The following is a 15,508-nucleotide window of genomic DNA, read 5'->3' as shown; positions in this document are numbered from 1 at the left end:
TATCAACTGAAGGCTGTATTTCGGCGCGATCCGGCCAGTTAACCCCTTGCCTTGAATGGTAGATACTCGCACGTCTATGTTGCGAGTATGTAATAATATGCTATCCAAAACTGAATTGGTTCCTATCGGGCCAGTACGAGTCGGGGGAGCGACAAGACAATGGACCAGAAGTCCGACCTTATTGAAGTCACGGCGAGCCTCGTCGCCGCTTATGTCGGGGGCAACACCATCGCGGCGGCCGACGTGCCGGCCCTGATCCGCAGCGTGCATCAGGCGCTTTCGAATGTCGGCGCCCAGGCCGACCCCGGCGAGACCAGCCGGGAACCGGCCGTGTCGGTCCGCCGGTCGATCACGCCAGACTATCTGATCTGCCTGGAGGACGGCCGGAAGTTCAAGTCGCTGAAGCGGCACCTGCGCACCAAGTACGACATGAGCCCCGAACAGTATCGCGCCCGCTGGGACCTGCCGAAGGACTATCCGATGGTGGCGCCGAACTACGCCCAGGCGCGGTCGGAACTGGCCAAGCAGATGGGCCTGGGGCAGGGCGGCCGCAAGCCGGCGCGGCGCGGACGCGGCAGCTAAGCCTGCCCCCTGACCTGCCGGGCGGTGACCTGGCGGGTCAGGGGCGCGCCGGCCTCGGCCTCGGTCAGGCTGGCCAGGGTGGTCTCGGCGATCGCCGACAGCGCCTCCTCGGTCAGGAAGGCCTGGTGCCCGGTGATCAGGACGTTGGGGAACGTCAGCAGGCGCTGGAACACGTCGTCCTGGATGATCTCGTTGGAGAGGTCCTCGAAGAACAGGTCGGCCTCCTGTTCGTAGACGTCCAGGGCGACGCCGCCGACCTGCCGCGACTTCAGGCCCTCGATCAGCGCCGCCGTATCGATCAAGGCCCCGCGGCTGGTGTTGACGACCATCACGCCCGGCCGCGCGGCCGCCAGTCGGTTCCTGTCGATCAGGTGGCGCGTCTTCGGCGTCAGCGGACAGTGCAGGGTGATCAGGTCGACCTCTTTCAGCAGGTCGTCGACGGGAACGTAGTCCACGCCGATCGCGACCAGTTCGGGATCCTCGACCAGGTCGCTGGCCAGGACCTGGCAGCCGAAGCCCAGCCGCAGGGCGCGGGCGACCAGCGCGCCGATGCGGCCCGTGCCGACCACCCCAGCCTTCCGGCCGCACAGGTTGCGGCCGATCAGGCCGTCCAGGGCGAAGTTGTTCTCGCGGACCCGGTTCCAGGCGCGGGGGATGTTGCGGTCCAGGGCCAGGATCAGGCCGATGGTGAATTCGGCCACGGCCTCGGGCGAATAGGCGGGAACCCGCACGACGGCGATGTCCAGGCGCTCGGCCGCCTCCAGGTCGACATTATTGTACCCGGCGCAGCGCAGGGCCACCAGGCGGGTCCCGCCCTTGGCCAGGATCTCCAGGACCGTCGCGTCGACGCGGTCGTTCACGAACACGCAGACGGCGGGATAGTCCTCGGCCAGGGCGGCGGTGCTGGCGTCGAGCCGGGCCTCGAAATAGTCGATCCGATGGCCCAGGTCCTGATTGGCCGCGTCCAGGAAGCGGCGGTCGTAGGCCTTGGTCGAGAACACCGCCACGCGCATGGCCGCGCTCAACCGGCGACCGTGAGGGGCGCGACGTCGCCGTCGGGCGCGGTTCGGCGCGGTGTTCGAGCCAGGCGCGCCTGGGCGGTCAGTACGGGTTTCGGCATCGCGGACTCCCGATTTCCTGAGGTCTTCCCGCGACCCTAGCACGCGGCCCTCGCGCGTTCAGGCCGATTATCTCTTCAAGGTTGTGGCTTCTGGGCCTCGGCACGCTCGAAAACGGGACAGGTGGAGCGTCTGAAACCGGGGTCGCGGATCGCCTGGACGGCGCTGAAAATTGTGAGTCTGAGCGTTCATTAACCTTAACTCAAACAATCGCTTGCGCCGTTCATGGCCACCTTTCGGCATCCCCATTTCTAGGCCGGGCGTGTCGCTTGCGGATTGACTCATCTCAACAAACTTAGCTGTAGGCCGTGATTTTCGCTGGCGGCGATTCGGTCCTTAAGACATAGTGAATCGTCGTGATTCCAACGGCTTGTTAAGGAATCTGAAGATGAACGCGCAGCTGAGCGCATCGGCCACGGCGGCCCGCGCTCACCAGGAGATGTTCGCCTATTGGGCGTCCCTCCGTCGGGGGGCTAGCCTCCCGTCGCGCGTCGACCTGCACCCTTCGGGCATCAAGCGCATGCTGCCGACCGTCAGCCTGATCGACGTCAAGCGCGGCGCCGAAGGCGCGATCGACTACCGCCTGCGGCTGGCCGGCACGGGTCTCTATTCGGTCTATGGCCGCGAGATCACCGGCCGCACGCTGGAGGACGTCTACAACAGCGCCGCGGTCGAATACTGGCGCCGCGAGCTGGACAAGGTGGTCACCGAGCGCCGCCCGGGCGTGGGCGTGCATAGCCTGGCCTGGAAGGGCTCGCCGCACATGTCGATCCTGTGGCTGCGCCTGCCCCTGGCCAGCAACGGCCGGGACGTCGACATGATCCTCGGCTACGACGCCGTGGTCGGGGCCCAGGCCGCCGACCAGCACAGCGGCATCCGCGCCGCCTGACCGCGCCTGGCGGGCGGGCGCCACCGCGATTTCCATGGCCCAGCTTGCCCCGCCGGCCTCGCCGCCTATTGTCCGCCTCCTGGATTCCACGCAGGGGCGGAGAAGGGGCCGGGTGACCGTCGATCGCGACGTCTTTCAGTTCATCCGCGAGCACGTGCGGTCGGTCTGGGCGCTGGAGCTGCTGCTGCGGCTCAAGCACGATCCCGGGCGTTGCTGGACCGTCGAGGAGTTGGTGAGCGACCTGAGGGCCAGCCACGGCCTGGTGACCGACAACCTGACCACCTTCGAAAGCGCCGGCCTCGTCGTGGCCGACGCGCGCGGCGGCTTTCGCTACCAGCCCGCCGCCGCGGTCCTGGCCAAGGTCTGCGACGACCTGGACGCCGCCTACCGCGCCAAGCCCGTCACCGTGATCCGCTGGATCTCGGCGCCGGCCGAGCGCCTGCAGTCCCTGGCCGACGCCTTCAAGTTCAAGGGGAAAGACCAATGAACGGGCCCCCCATGACCGGTCTAGCGCCGACGGTGGTCTATGTCCTCTGCATGCTGGCCAGCATGACCTGCGCGGGCCTGCTGGCCCGGGCCTGGCGCGCCAGCCGCTCGCGCCTGCTGCTGTGGACCGCGATCAGCTTCGGCTTCCTGGCCCTGAACAACCTCCTGCTGGTGGCCGACCTGGTGATCTTCACCACCCAGGTGAACCTGCTGCCCTACCGCCAGGCCAGCGCCGGCCTGGCCATCGCCACGCTGCTGTACGGCTTCATCTGGGAGGTCGATGAATGAGCATCCCCATCACGCCGGTCGAGGGGCTGATCGCCGGGACTCTGGCCATGGGATTCCTGATCGCCGGCCTGTTCTTCCTGAAGTTCTGGCGGCGCACGGGCGATCGGCTGTTCCTGGCCTTCGCGGCCGCCTTCGGCCTGCTGGCGGTGGGCAACGCGCTTCCAGTTTTGCTGGGCACGCCGCACGAGGAGCGCGGCGGCATCTACCTGTTCCGCCTGGCCGCCTTCGTGCTGATCATCGTGGCGGTGCTGGGCAAGAACCTGCGGCGCGGCGCCTAGGCCGGCCGCACCGCGAGGCGCGCCGTGGCCGGCTTCAGGCCCTCCGCCCGCGCGGTGACCACGAGCGGTCCCGCCGCGCCGGTCGTCTGCACGATGACCTGGGCCAGGCCGTTGTAGAGGCTGCGGCGGTCGCCCTTTTCCGGCTCGTGGCTGTTGGCGTCGCCATTGCCCAGGCCGATGATCCGGCCGCCCTCGACGGCGAACTGGACCGGGGTCTGGGCGGTCGGCACGGGGCGTCCCTTGGCGTCGACGGCCTCGACCCGGATCGGCGTGGCGTCGCGCCCGTCGCCGGCCAGGGTCGAACGGTCGGGCGTCAGGCGCAGGGCCACGGGCGCGCCGGTGGTCTCGACCACGGCGCGGGCCACCACCTTGCCGCCGGTCATGCCCACGGCCTCCAGGCGGCCGGGCGCGTAGGGGACCTGCCAGGTCAGGCCCTCATGGAGGTCGTTCTTCTGCTCGGAGACCAGCTTGCCGTTCAGGCGCAGGGCGACCGTGTCGCAGTTGGTGAAGGCCATCACCTTGACCGGCTGGCCCTCGCGGCCCGCCCAGTTCCAGTGCGGGACCAGGTGCAGCACCGGCCGGTCGCGCACCCACTGCGACTGGTGGATGTAGAAGGCGGTCTTCTCGAAGCCGCAGAGGTCCATGATCCCGAAGGACGAGCTCGCCGTCGGCCAGGTGAACGGCTGGGGCTCGCCGCGATAGTCGAACCCGGTCCAGACGAAGGCGCCCGCCAGGTAGGGCCGCTCGGCGATGGCTTTCCAGGCCGCCCGGTGGGTGGCGCCCCAGGGCCGGAACTCGTCGTCATAGGCGGCCAGGAGGTTGCGCTTCATGTCGGTGGTCCACTCGCCGCGCGTCATGACCGCCGAGGTGTCCTCCGAACTGGTCAGGGGCAGGTTGGGATGGGCCGCGTGGAAGCGGTCGTACTCCTTGATCTGGTAGTTGAAGCCGACCACGTCGACGGCCTGGGTGACGTTGACCGGGTTGAACATCCCGTTGTTGATCGCCGCGGTGACCGGCCGGGTGTCGTCCAGGTCCTTGACGATCTTGGCCATGCGGCGAACCATCTGGTAGCCGGCTTCGGTCCCTTGCAGCGGCTCTTCGTTGAACACCGACCACAGGATCACGCTGGGGTGGTTGCGGTCGCGGCGCACCAGCCAGGACAGCATCCGGGTGTAGTCGGGGCTGACGTTGAACACCCGGTTCTCGTCCATCACCAGGAAGCCCAGCCGGTCGGCGGCGTCCAGCAGGGCCGGGGTGGGGGCGTTGTGCGAGCTGCGGATCGCGTTGCAGCCCAGCGCCTTCAGGCGGCGCAGGCGAAATTCGATGATCGAGTCGGGCAGGGCGACGCCCAGGCCGGCATGGTCCTGGTGGATGCACACGCCCTGGATCTTCAGGGGCTTGTCGTTGAGGAAGAAACCCTGGGCCGGGTCGAAGCGCTGGGTGCGGAAGCCCGCCGGGGTCACCAGCTCGTCGGCGTCCTGGCCGTCGGCCAGGACACGGGTGCGCACCTTGTAGAGCGCGGGCGTGTCGACCGACCACAGGCGCGGGGCGTCCACGAGGATCTCGGTGCGCAGGACGGCGGTCTCCAGCGGGTTCACGGTTCCGGAAACGCGCGCCTGTCCCGCGGGGCGGCCCTCGGGATCGAGCAGGACGACGTCCACCGTCGCCTGTTTCGCCGCTTCGGCGACGTTGCCCACGCTGGCCTCGACCGGCACCACCCAGCGTCCGTCCTCGCGCCGCCGCGGATGGGCGTAGACGCCGTCGGCCACCAGGTGAACGGGCGGACGCTTGACCAGCCAGACGTGGCGGTAGATCCCGCCGCCCTCGTACCACCAGCCCTCGATCGGGTCGGCGTCGACGCGCACGGCGACGACGTTGGGGGTGTCGCCATAGTGGGCGTTGGCGGTCAGGTCGACGGTGATGGCGCTATAGGCGCTGTGGCTGTGGGCCACGACGTCGCCGTTGACCCAGACGGTGGCGTTGACCGCCACGCCGTCGAACCGCAGTTCCAGCTGCTTGCCCCGGTCGGAGGCGGGCAGGGTGAAGGTCTTGCGGTACCAGGCCTGGCCCTTGGGCCTGTAGCCCTGGGCGGGGTTCTCGTCGGGATCGAAGGGGCCCTCGACCACGAAGTCATGCGGCAGGTCCAGCGCGCGCCAGGCGCTGTCGTCGTACTTGATCGCCGCCGCGCCGCCCGCCGCGCCGGCCTTGGTGCTGTCATAGGTCGGGCTGTCGCCACGCACCTTGGGGAAGGGAATGTCGCCGAGGTGAAAACGCCAGTCGGCGTCGAGCAGGATCGTCTCGCGCGCGCTCTTTTCGGAGAGCGGGCTCGGCGCGGGCGGCGGAGCGGTCGCGCCGGGATCCTTGGCCTGACGCGCGGCGGCCGCCGAAGAGCCACTGACGGCGGCGACGGCCCCCAGCTTCAGAAGGTCACGACGGCGCATGGTCCACTCCTGGCCTGGCTTGTCCGTTCCATTTGCAGAACAATTCTCGGCCAAAGCCAGGCGTTTCGATGGCCAGCCTTGGGCGATGGCGAGTGGGCCTCCGCGCGGGGGCGAGGGTTCACCCCTCCAGGACCTGCTCCACCTCGCGCCGGCTGGGCATGGACGGCGCGGCGCCGGCCTTCTGGACCGAGAGGGCGGCGGCGGCGTTGGCGTGCTCGACGGCCTCGCGCAGGTCCATGCCGGCGGAGAGGCCGGCCGCCAGGACGCCGCAGAAGCAGTCGCCGGCTCCGGTGGTGTCGACCGCCTTGACCTTGCGGCCCTCGACCAGGAAGGCTTCGTCGCGCCGCACGGTGGCCACGCCGGCCGAGCCGAGGGTGACGATCACCGTCTGGTCGGGGCGGCTCATCAGCTTGCGGGCGACGCGGGAGACCTCCTCCAGGCGCGAGGGCTCATGGTCCAGGCGGGCATAGGTGGCCAGTTCGGTCTGGTTCAGGATCAGGATGTCGGTCAGCGGAAACAGCGCCGCGCCCTGGGGCAGGGCGGGCGCTGCGTTCAGGATCCGCAAGGCGCCCTTGGCGACGCCGACCCGGAACAGGGCCTCGATGGCCGGGGCGGGGGTCTCCAGTTGGCACAGCAGCACGCGCTGGCCCTCCAGCGGCGTGGCGGCCACCTGCTGGGGGGAAAGGGTGGCGTTCGCGCCGCTGGTGACGACGATCATGTTCTCGCCGCTGGACGAGACCCAGACATGGGCCTGGCCGGTCGGGATCGAGGGCAGTTCGGCGACGTCGGAGACCTGCACGCCATAGCCGGCCAGCTTGGCCTTCAGGCTGGGGCCGCTGTCTTCCCTGCCCACCGCGCCCATCAGGCGGGTGGGGGCGCCGAAGCGAGCGGCGGCGACGGCCTGGTTGGCGCCCTTGCCGCCGGGGAACAGCTCCAGCGAGATGCCGGCCACGGTCTCGCCCGGCCGCGGCAGGTCATCGACCCGCGCCACGGCGTCCAGATTGATCGACCCCAGTACGAAAACACCCATTGTTCTTCTTCTCTAGATTCCTCGGTCCGCGCGCTGTCTTCACGCGAACCGGTTTCCATTTTGCTCGACGGCCCGCTAGCCGCCCCCGGACCCGCGCTGGAAGCTTTCGACCAGACTGCCGGCGACGAGCCGCCAGCCGTCCACCAGCACGAAAAAGATCAGCTTGAACGGCAGGCTGACCGTCGCCGGCGGCAGCATCATCATGCCCATGCTCATCAGCACACTGGCCACCACCAGGTCGATGACCAGGAACGGGATGAACAGCAGGAAGCCGATCTCGAACGCGCGCTTCAGTTCCGAGATCATGAAGGCCGGCGTCACCACCTTCAGCGGCGTCTCGACGGCGGTCTTGGGCTTTTCGATCTTCGACAGGCGGATGAACAGCGCCAGGTCGTCCTGGTCGACCTGGCGCAGCATGAACACCTTGACCGGCTGGGCGGCGGCGTCGAAGGCCTCGGGCATCTCCATCTGCTTGTCCAGCAGCGGCTTGACCCCGGCGTCGTAGGACTGCTCGAAGGTCGGGCCCATGACGATGGCGGTCAGGAACAGCGCCAGGCTGATGATCACCGGGTTGGGCGGGCTCTGCTGGACGCCGATGGCGGTGCGCAGAAGGCCCAGCACCACCACGATCCGCACGAACGAGGTGGTCATGATCACGATCGACGGGGCCAGGCTGAGCACGGTCAGCAGGCCCACCATCTGGACCACCCGCTCGGAAAGGCCCGCGCCGGTGCCCAGGTCGACATTGATCGCCGACTGGGCCGTCGCCACCGCGGGGCCGAGCACGGTGATCAGTCCAGCCAGCACCGAGATGACCGCGGCCTGGCGAAGGTCCCTGGGGTCGGCGCCGGTGATCAGCTTGAGCAGGCCGCGCATCAGACCACGGTCTCCGAGGAGGGCTTGGGCTTGGGCGGAGGCGAGGGCCTGGCCTTTTGGGGCCCCCAGTCCAGGAGTTGGCCCTCGCCCAGCATCAGCAGGCGCTCTTCGCCGTCCAGGGTGAACAGCACCAGGCGCCGGGTGGGATCCAGAACCAGGGTCTCGACCACCTGCATCCGGCGGTCCTTGCGCAGGGCGGTGATCCGCGACAGGGCGTCCGGCCCGAACTTGCGCAGCGCCACCGCGGCCAGCCCGATCAGGCCCAGGGTGATGGCCAGGGCGGCGACGGCGCGGATCAGTAGGAAGATGTCCATGACGCCTGGCGGAAGGAGTGACGGGAAGCGAGTCGGGAACAGGATAGCGCAGGGCGCGGCGCGGAGCCGCACCCCTGATGTGCCGCAGGGTCCTTAATGGCCGATTAACCCTGTTTCTTCACCATGAACGGCATGGGTCCCGACGACATTCCCCTTTTCGCGATGCTGAAGAGCCGCATGGGCTATCTGTCCCAGCGGCAGAAGGTCATCGCGCAGAACGTCGCCAACGGCGACACGCCGGACTACCAGCCGCGCGACCTGAAGGCCTACAGCTTCAAGGCGACCCTGGACCAGCAGGCCGCCGGCCAGCCCTATCGCGGCGGACCGGTGTCGCCGACGGCGACCAACGGCGTGCAGATGATGGCCACCAGCGCCGTCCACATGGCGCCGGCCAGGCTGGCCAGCCCGTGGCGCGCGCCGGAAGGCCCGGACAGCGAGACCACCCTCGACGGCAATTCGGTGACGCTCGAGGACCAGATGCTCAAGATGACCGACGCGCGGATGAACTACGACGCGGCGGTCAGCTTCTACCAGAAGTCCATGGCCATGCTGAAGACGTCCACGCGTCGGCCGGGCGGCTAGGGGAGACGACTAGATGACCGAGATCCGCTCCCAGTCCATGGCGACCATGGCCATCGCCGCCAGCGCCCTCAAGGCCCAGCAGGGCCGCATGCGGGTGATCGCCGAGAACATCGCCAACGCCAATTCGACGGCCCGCACGGCCGGCGGCGACCCCTATCGCCGCCAGGTGCCGGTGTTCAAGCCCACCCAGGTGGCGGGCGGCGAGGGTGTGGCCATGGCCTCGGTCGATCCCGACCGCAGCGACTTCCGCACCGAGTACGACCCCGGCAACCCGGCCGCCGACGCCAAGGGCTACGTCAAGCTGCCCAATGTCGACACCCTGGTCGAGGCGCTGGACATGAAGGAGGCGCAGCGCGCCTACGAAGCCAACATGAACGTCATCGAGACGTCGCGCGCCATGGAAGCGCGCACGCTCGACATCCTGCGCAAGTAAGGGAGCCTAGGCGATGATCACCGCGCTCGCGGCCGCCAAGGCCTACGCCGCCCAGGGCTCGATGGCCGCGCCCTCGCTGGGCGGGACCGGCGAATCCAAGAAGGCCATGGACTTCGGCGCCCTGCTGAAGTCGGCCATGACCGACACCCTGCACCAGACCCGCGCGGCCGAAACCAAGATGGCCCAGCAGGCGGCCGGCAAGGCCGAACTGATCGACGTCGTCACCGCCATCTCCTCGGCCGAGGCCAGCCTCGACACCGTGATGGCCGTCCGCGACCAGGTGATCTCGGCGTATCAGGAAATCATGCGGATGCCGATCTAGGGGCGGCGTCGTTAGCGACAAGGCGAATGTCGGCTGTTGGGCCAGGCGATAGCTTCGGCTTGCGACCCAAGTCGGACCTTTGAGCCGCTGTCTGCCAAGTATCAATACAGGGCCGTATCGTCCTCCAGGTAACGAGTGACGAACTCCGTGAAGCTATCGGCTACGAACCGGCTAGGAGCAGACACCAAAAACACGCGGCCGAAATCCGGCCCTTCTCCACAGCAAACGCCCCAGGCGGTGCACCATACGAGTGTGTCGGCAAAAAGCAGCGCTTGCATGGGTGCGACCGCCAAGCTTGGCTCCGCTTCGGAGTCGCCGCACTCCTCGATCAAGGACCGAATGCGTTCGAGCCCCCACCACGCGTTCCCGAAACCATCCATATCTCCGCCGTCATCGAGGGTGGAACAGGCGTGAATGAGGTAGCCGCGGAAGTCATCGGGTAGACGAACACCATAGTGCGCCGCCAGCGAAGCGACCTCAGTCGCTCCATGTGTGACAACTCGGCCGTAGGCATGCTCCGGCCTTGCCCAGAGGGCGATCAGTCTCTCATGAGGCGCTCGCTGTTCTACAGAGTTGGGTCTGAGCGCCTCACCCTCAAGAGGAGGGCTGGACGGCCGGGAATTTAGGTAACCGCATCCTGAGAAATAGCTCTGCTGGGCCGTGGGAGAAACCTCGACGTTGATCTCTCCCGTCCATTCCTTTTGTCGCTGCGAAAGATAGACGGATTTGCCGTCGAACTCGTGGCCGGGTTCGTCGATTACGCCCGACCATGTGTGGGTGATCGCTGGATCAAGCCTCACGTTGAAGGGCCTGGGGAGCGGTGGCTCGTGGCCAAAGCTACGCGTGCGCCAAAACCTGCTCGGAGATACGAGGACGCTCTGTTGGGGTTCCATAACCAAAAGCTAGGCCTTGCTCGATTTAACGGCAACGCCAACGTTAGAGGCATATGCGACTTCGCTGGGCGGCGTGAGGACCTTGCGAGCGATTCCCGCTTCCCGCCCTTCTCGATCATCTGAAGCGTCCGTTCGACGCAAGCCCGCATCCGCCCCGGATGCGGCCACGCCTTAAAGCCTTGGTGGATCGGAGCTCTGGCGTCTGGCCGCGTCAAGGACGACGCGGAGCGTCGCCGCGGCGCGGCCGCCGGAGGCGGTCCTTGACACGGCCAGACGCCAGAGCAGGCTCGCCATCAAGGTTTCAAGGCGCGGCCTCGCCGCGGGCGATGGCGTCAGGGGCGTTTCGGAGAGGGCGCTTTCTTGAACCCTTTCTCTTCCTCTGGAAGAGGGGGCGAGAGCGCCTATCCTCTGCGGATAGCAAACAGATCGAAGCGATTTCAACGCGCTAGATTATTTCGACCAAACTTGTCCCCGCCTTCCAAACCGCCCTTATCCTGATCTCACCTGAGGGCATGGGGAGGGCGCACGTACGGCGACCGATGCGGCCTTCGGGGGTGGACGAGCGGGAAGCGCTCGCCGGCGGTCCTTGGATGGACGCCGCGGTCGGTTCGAGGCCGGCGCTCCGATGCAAGGGGCCGAAACCTCGGCGCCGTGGTGGCGGGTGAGCGCAACAGGCCCGGGCTGAAATCGCCCGGGCGGTCCAGGGTGAGCCAGCACCCTGCCCGTCGGGGGCCTCCATCGGAGCGGGTTAAGAATCCGCGACCCGAAGGCTTCCGGATAACGGCTCCGCGCGAAGCGCTCAGACTTCGTCGAAACGGTAACAACATCAAAGCTCTTCCGGGCGAGGCCCGGGCGCTTCGCACCCTTCCCACCAGCTCAGCGGGTTTCCGCGTGAGGGGGCGACGCCGTGTCCGAGGAGACGCCTCAGCGCGAGATCGTGATGCTCACATGGGGGATCGCCGCGATCCAGCGGGCGCCCAGGGCCCAGGCCTGGTCCACCAGCTGATGCACGTCGATCAGGCCGCGCGCGGTGGCGATCATGCCGCCCCAGACGATGACGTTCAGCAGCACCATCAGCACGACGGCGTCGCGCAGGCGGGCGTTCGCGGCGCGGGCGCGCTTCTGGGCGGGCGTGACGCGGGCTTCGAAGCGGCGGTCGAGGGCGAGCGTGTCGAGGGTCATGGTCGGTCTCCTGGAGCCGCTTCCCGTCGCGGCGAACCGCGCCGGGAATCAGCTGTCGCATTAGGCTTCCCACGCCACGCGTTCTGGCTGACTGTGACAGGACGCCCCTGCGACAGCACGTCCCGGGCGTCCCGTGTTCGCCTGCCTGGGAGCCGCATGACCGACGCCATCGTCCTGGACCGGGTGTGCAAGGCCTATGACGGCGCGACGGTCCTGCGGCCCGCCAGCCTGGTCATCGGGCGGGGCCAGTTCGTGGCCCTGGTCGGCGGGTCGGGCGCGGGCAAGACCACCCTGCTCAAGACCATCAACGGCCTGGTCGCGCCCGACGGCGGGCAGGTGCGGATCGACGGCGCGGCCACCGGCGACCTCGACGGCCCGACCCTGCGCCGGCGGATCGGCTACGTCTTCCAGGAGGTGGGCCTGTTCCCGCACCTGACCGTGGCCGAGAACATCGGCATCGTCCCGACCCTGCTGGGCTGGGACGCCGCTGCGATCGCCGCGCGGACCGCCGAGCTGCTGGACCTGGTCGCGCTTCCCCCGGCGGTCGCCGCGCGCCGTCCCGCCGCCCTGTCCGGCGGCCAGCGCCAGCGGGTCGGCGTGGCCCGGGCCCTGGCGGCCAGGCCGTCGATCCTGCTGATGGACGAACCGTTCGGGGCGCTGGACTCGGTGACCCGCACGGCCCTGGCCGACGACGTGCGCCGCCTGCACGACCAGCTGTCCCTGACCACGGTGATGGTCACCCACGACATCGCCGAGGCCGTGCTGCTGGCCGACCGCATCGTGGTGATGAGCCAGGGCGAAGTGATCGCCGACGACACGCCGCGCGCCTTGCTGGCCGGCCACCCCGACCCGGCGGTCGAGGCCCTGATGCAGGCGCCCCGCCGCCAGGCCGCGCGGATGCGGGAGGTGGCCGGTGAATAGCGGCCTGCTGTCGCTGCTGCCTGATCTTTCTTTGCTGTCAGGACGCCTGGCCTGGCACGTGGCCCTGTCGGCGGCGGCCCTGGCCCTGGGCCTGGCGATCGCCCTGCCGCTGGGCGTGCTGGCGGCCCGCAGCCCGCGCCTGCGCTGGCCGTCCCTGGCCTTGGCGGGCCTGGTCCAGACCATTCCCAGCCTGGCCCTGCTGGCCCTGTTCTATCCGCTGCTGCTGGGGCTCTCGAACCTGGCCAAGGGGGCGTTCGGCCATGGCTTCTCGGCCTTGGGCTTCCTGCCGTCGCTGCTGGCCCTGACGCTCTACTCGATGCTGCCGATCCTGCGCAACACGGTGACCGGCCTGACGGGCGTGGATCCGGCGGTGGTCGAGGCGGCGCGCGGCGTCGGCATGACCGACCGCCAACGGCTGTGGCGGGTGGAGCTGCCCCTGGCCGCGCCAGTGATCATGGCCGGGGTGCGCACGGCGGCGGTGTGGACCATCGGCGCGGCGACCCTGTCGACCCCGGTCGGCCAGAGCTCGCTGGGCGACTACATCTTCTCCGGCCTGCAGACCGAGGCCTGGGACATGGTGCTGGTCGGCTGCGTCGCCTCGGCCGTGCTGGCCCTGGTCGTCGATCAGCTGCTGGGCCTGGTCGAGCGGGGAACCGAGCGGCGCGACCGGCGGCTGTGGGGCGCGGGCCTGGCGGGCCTGGCCGTCGGGCTGGCGGTCGCCGTCGCCCCCCTGGCGGCGGACCTGGCGCCGCGTCCGGCCCGCTATGTGATCGGGGCCAAGAACTTTTCCGAGCAGTACATCCTGGCCGAGCTGATGGCCGACCGGCTGGAAGGGCGGGGGGCGCAGGTCACCCGCAAGATCAATCTGGGCTCGGCGGTCGCCTACCGCGCCCTGGCGGCCGGCGAGATCGACGCCTATGTAGACTATTCCGGCACCCTGTGGGCCAACGTCCTGGGCCGAAAGGACAATCCCGGCCGGGCCGCGGTGCTGGACGGGCTGCGGACCGAGCTGAAGCGTCGCGACGGCGTGGTGCTGCTGGCCCCGCTGGGCTTCGAGAACGCCTACGCCCTGGCCATGCGCCGCGACCGGGCCCAGGCCCTGGGCGTCCGGACCCTGGCCGACCTGGCCGCCAAGGCCCCGCAACTGACGATGGGCGGCGACCTGGAGTTCTTCTCGCGCCCGGAATGGGCCGGTGTCGAGGCCGCCTACGGCCTGCGCTTCAAGGCCAGGCGCCAGTTCCAGCCCACCTTCATGTACCGCGCCCTGGGCTCGGGCGAGGCCGACGTGATCTCGGCCTTCTCCAGCGACGGCCGCATCGCCGCCGACGACCTGGTGGTGCTGGGCGACCCCAAGGGCGCCTTGCCGCCCTACGACGCGGTGCTGCTGGTCGCGCCGGACCGGGCCGACGACCGCAAGCTGCGCGACGCCCTGGCGGGCCTGGACGGCGCGATCACGGTGGAGGCGATGCGGAAGGCGAACTTCTCGGTGGACCGCGACACGGGGAAGGCGTCGCCCGCCGAGGCGGCGAAGGCGCTGGAAGCGGGGCTCAAGAAATAGTCCCTGACCCCATGGGGGAGGCGGCGCGAAGGCGCCGGCGGGGGGAGCAGACCCACCTCAGCCAACTCCCCCCTCCGTCGGCTGCGCCGACACCTCCCCACGGGGGGAGGGCCTGAGCGGCCTGGTCCCTAATCCTCGTCCAGCGGCACCGGGATCGCCAGGCCGCGCTTGACCACCCCCAGCGCCACGTTCGTCGTGAACTTGCGCACGTTCGGGTTCTCGGTCGCCAGTCGGGCCATCAGGGCGTCGTAGGTCTCGGTGTCCGGGGCGGTGACCACCAGGATGAAGTCGGCCTCGCCGGTCACGTAGAAGGCCTGCTGCACGTGTTCCTCCGCCGCCAGCCAGGTCCGCAACTGGGTCAGCAGCTCGGGCCGGTCGCGCTCGATCTCCAGCGAGACGATGAAGAAGGTGGGCCGCCCCACCTTGCGCGGCTCGAGAATGGCGGTGTGGCGGACGATGACCCCGGCCTCCTTCAGCTTGCGCAGGCGGCGCTGCACGGCCGAGGGCGACAGGGCCACCCGCTGGGCGAGGTCCTCGGACGTGCGGCCCGCGTCCTCCTGGACGAGATTCAGCAGCTGGCGATCGAAGCGGTCGAGTTTCATGGGCGCAAGCCTACGCCAGATCCACGCGCCCGAACGCCGAATTTCCGCGTTTTCGCGCCGGTCTTCGCCGTCAAACATCGCACTGGCGCGGCTACACGTCACGGCGTCGTTTCAATCCTCCGAAAGGTCGCTCCCTTGCTCGATCACCTGGAAATCCGCACCCGCCGCCTGGACGACTGCGCGGCCTTCTACCGCCAGGTCCTGGAGCCCACCGGCTACCGCCTGGTCGTGGACGGCCCCAAGAAGGGCTTCGGCTCGAACGGCGGCCGCCTCGACTTCTGGATCGTCGAGGGCGAGCCGTCGATCGACGTGCACTACGCCTTCCTGGCCGCCGACCGCGCCGCCGTCGACCGCGCCTACCTCCGGTCCGGCCAGTACGGCGGCCTCCAGGAGCGCCCCCCGGCCGTGCTGCCGCAGATCCACCCGCATTACTATGCCGGCTTCGCCCACGATCCGGACGGCCGGCTGATCGAGTTCGTCAGCCACGTCCCGGTTTAGGCGTTCCGATCTCGTTTGGGACCCATCAATGTTGTCATCCCGGAAGCCTCGCAGAGGCTGTCCGGGCCCAGGGGCGGCGGCGCCGCGCTCGCCCAGTCCCCTGGATCCCGGCCCTGCGCTGCGCTCCGGCCGGGATGACAACCGCTGTTGGGCGACGTGCTTGGACAGACCTCGGCCAAACGGGGTGAAACACGCGCTTTCGATCAAATCCGGCT

19 protein-coding genes are annotated in these 15,508 nt (G+C 69.0%); 11 read left to right on the top strand and 8 right to left on the bottom strand.

Annotation, left to right across the window (positions count from 1 at the left end; translation table 11 throughout):
• The first annotated feature begins 159 nt into the window (after positions 1-159).
• On the top strand, positions 160-582 hold the full coding sequence (locus AC07NX_RS09515; RefSeq protein ID WP_494641227.1) for a Ros/MucR family transcriptional regulator: 423 nt from the start codon (positions 160-162) through the stop codon (positions 580-582).
• Here the strand turns inward: AC07NX_RS09515 and AC07NX_RS09510 are convergent.
• The gene (locus tag AC07NX_RS09510) at positions 579-1,595 is read right to left on the bottom strand and encodes a 2-hydroxyacid dehydrogenase (protein WP_494641224.1); all 1,017 of its coding nucleotides are present in this window, start codon (positions 1,593-1,595) and stop codon (positions 579-581) included. The two genes, AC07NX_RS09515 and AC07NX_RS09510, sit on opposite strands and share 4 nt — an antisense overlap.
• Positions 1,596-2,082: 487 nt before the next feature.
• Between AC07NX_RS09510 and mopJ the strand changes: the two genes are divergently transcribed.
• The 4 genes from mopJ to AC07NX_RS09490 all read left to right on the top strand — a co-directional run bounded on the left by mopJ (position 2,083) and on the right by AC07NX_RS09490 (position 3,641).
• A complete protein-coding gene (gene mopJ / locus AC07NX_RS09505) occupies positions 2,083-2,589 on the top strand; it encodes a motility/cell cycle regulatory protein MopJ (RefSeq protein WP_156402299.1) in 507 nt (168 codons plus the stop codon).
• Positions 2,590-2,701: 112 nt separating this feature from the next.
• Positions 2,702-3,076 (top strand): hypothetical protein, encoded by a 375-nt coding sequence (locus AC07NX_RS09500; protein ID WP_494641222.1) that lies wholly within the window; start codon positions 2,702-2,704, stop codon positions 3,074-3,076.
• A gap of 11 nt (positions 3,077-3,087) precedes the next feature.
• A complete protein-coding gene (locus tag AC07NX_RS09495; RefSeq protein ID WP_494641220.1) occupies positions 3,088-3,363 on the top strand; it encodes a DUF5985 family protein in 276 nt (91 codons plus the stop codon).
• Positions 3,360-3,641 (top strand): DUF5985 family protein, encoded by a 282-nt coding sequence (locus tag AC07NX_RS09490; RefSeq protein ID WP_494641218.1) that lies wholly within the window; start codon positions 3,360-3,362, stop codon positions 3,639-3,641. Before AC07NX_RS09495 ends, AC07NX_RS09490 begins: the two co-directional genes overlap by 4 nt.
• Here the strand turns inward: AC07NX_RS09490 and galA are convergent.
• From galA to AC07NX_RS09470, 4 genes are all read right to left on the bottom strand, one after another.
• Complete coding sequence (gene galA / locus AC07NX_RS09485; RefSeq protein ID WP_494641216.1) at positions 3,638-6,082, bottom strand: beta-galactosidase GalA; 2,445 nt, start codon at positions 6,080-6,082, stop codon at positions 3,638-3,640. The genes AC07NX_RS09490 and galA overlap by 4 nt on opposite strands.
• Positions 6,083-6,200: 118 nt before the next feature.
• Entirely contained in the window at positions 6,201-7,112 is a 912-nt protein-coding gene (locus tag AC07NX_RS09480; protein WP_494641214.1) for a ribokinase, read from the bottom strand.
• A gap of 75 nt (positions 7,113-7,187) precedes the next feature.
• Positions 7,188-7,988: a flagellar type III secretion system pore protein FliP gene (gene fliP / locus AC07NX_RS09475; protein WP_494641212.1), complete on the bottom strand. Its 801-nt coding sequence runs from the start codon at positions 7,986-7,988 to the stop codon at positions 7,188-7,190.
• Positions 7,988-8,302, bottom strand: coding sequence for a hypothetical protein (locus AC07NX_RS09470; RefSeq protein ID WP_494641210.1), 315 nt, complete (start codon positions 8,300-8,302; stop codon positions 7,988-7,990). Before AC07NX_RS09470 ends, fliP begins: the two co-directional genes overlap by 1 nt.
• 132 nt (positions 8,303-8,434) lie before the next feature.
• Here AC07NX_RS09470 and flgB point away from each other — a divergent pair, with 132 nt between their 5' ends.
• Genes flgB through fliE form a run of 3 tightly spaced genes read left to right on the top strand, consistent with a single transcriptional unit; the run spans position 8,435 to position 9,639 of the window.
• Complete coding sequence (gene flgB, locus AC07NX_RS09465) at positions 8,435-8,884, top strand: flagellar basal body rod protein FlgB (protein ID WP_494641274.1); 450 nt, start codon at positions 8,435-8,437, stop codon at positions 8,882-8,884.
• Positions 8,885-8,897: 13 nt separating this feature from the next.
• The gene (gene flgC / locus AC07NX_RS09460) at positions 8,898-9,317 is read left to right on the top strand and encodes a flagellar basal body rod protein FlgC (RefSeq protein WP_494641208.1); all 420 of its coding nucleotides are present in this window, start codon (positions 8,898-8,900) and stop codon (positions 9,315-9,317) included.
• A 13-nt stretch (positions 9,318-9,330) separates the two neighbouring features.
• Positions 9,331-9,639 carry a flagellar hook-basal body complex protein FliE gene (gene fliE / locus AC07NX_RS09455; protein WP_035073626.1) on the top strand — a complete coding sequence of 103 codons (309 nt, stop codon included), beginning with the start codon at positions 9,331-9,333 and terminating at the stop codon, positions 9,637-9,639.
• Between the two features lie 101 nt (positions 9,640-9,740).
• Here the strand turns inward: fliE and AC07NX_RS09450 are convergent, their stop codons facing one another.
• Positions 9,741-10,439, bottom strand: a complete 699-nt coding sequence (locus AC07NX_RS09450; RefSeq protein ID WP_494641205.1) for a hypothetical protein — start codon at positions 10,437-10,439, stop codon at positions 9,741-9,743.
• 1,017 nt (positions 10,440-11,456) lie between these two features.
• Positions 11,457-11,714, bottom strand: coding sequence for a hypothetical protein (locus AC07NX_RS09445; protein WP_494641203.1), 258 nt, complete (start codon positions 11,712-11,714; stop codon positions 11,457-11,459).
• Positions 11,715-11,870: 156 nt separating this feature from the next.
• Between AC07NX_RS09445 and AC07NX_RS09440 the strand changes: the two genes are divergently transcribed.
• Together AC07NX_RS09440 and AC07NX_RS09435 are read left to right on the top strand one after the other, a co-directional pair.
• Positions 11,871-12,635, top strand: coding sequence for an ATP-binding cassette domain-containing protein (locus AC07NX_RS09440; RefSeq protein WP_494641201.1), 765 nt, complete (start codon positions 11,871-11,873; stop codon positions 12,633-12,635).
• Positions 12,628-14,193 (top strand): glycine betaine ABC transporter substrate-binding protein, encoded by a 1,566-nt coding sequence (locus AC07NX_RS09435; RefSeq protein WP_494641199.1) that lies wholly within the window; start codon positions 12,628-12,630, stop codon positions 14,191-14,193. The genes AC07NX_RS09440 and AC07NX_RS09435 overlap by 8 nt, the downstream gene beginning before the upstream one ends.
• A 128-nt stretch (positions 14,194-14,321) precedes the next feature.
• Here AC07NX_RS09435 and AC07NX_RS09430 read toward each other — a convergent pair whose 3' ends face one another.
• The gene (locus AC07NX_RS09430) at positions 14,322-14,795 is read right to left on the bottom strand and encodes an Lrp/AsnC family transcriptional regulator (protein WP_494641197.1); all 474 of its coding nucleotides are present in this window, start codon (positions 14,793-14,795) and stop codon (positions 14,322-14,324) included.
• Positions 14,796-14,930: 135 nt separating this feature from the next.
• Here AC07NX_RS09430 and AC07NX_RS09425 point away from each other — a divergent pair, with 135 nt between their 5' ends.
• Positions 14,931-15,293 carry a VOC family protein gene (locus AC07NX_RS09425; RefSeq protein WP_494641195.1) on the top strand — a complete coding sequence of 121 codons (363 nt, stop codon included), beginning with the start codon at positions 14,931-14,933 and terminating at the stop codon, positions 15,291-15,293.
• Positions 15,294-15,508 lie beyond the last annotated feature (215 nt).

Source organism: Caulobacter sp. GW821-FHT09A05, assembly GCF_059418465.1.
The sequence above is the reverse complement of the archived record's forward strand: the minus strand, read 5'-3'. Positions and strand labels throughout refer to the sequence as shown.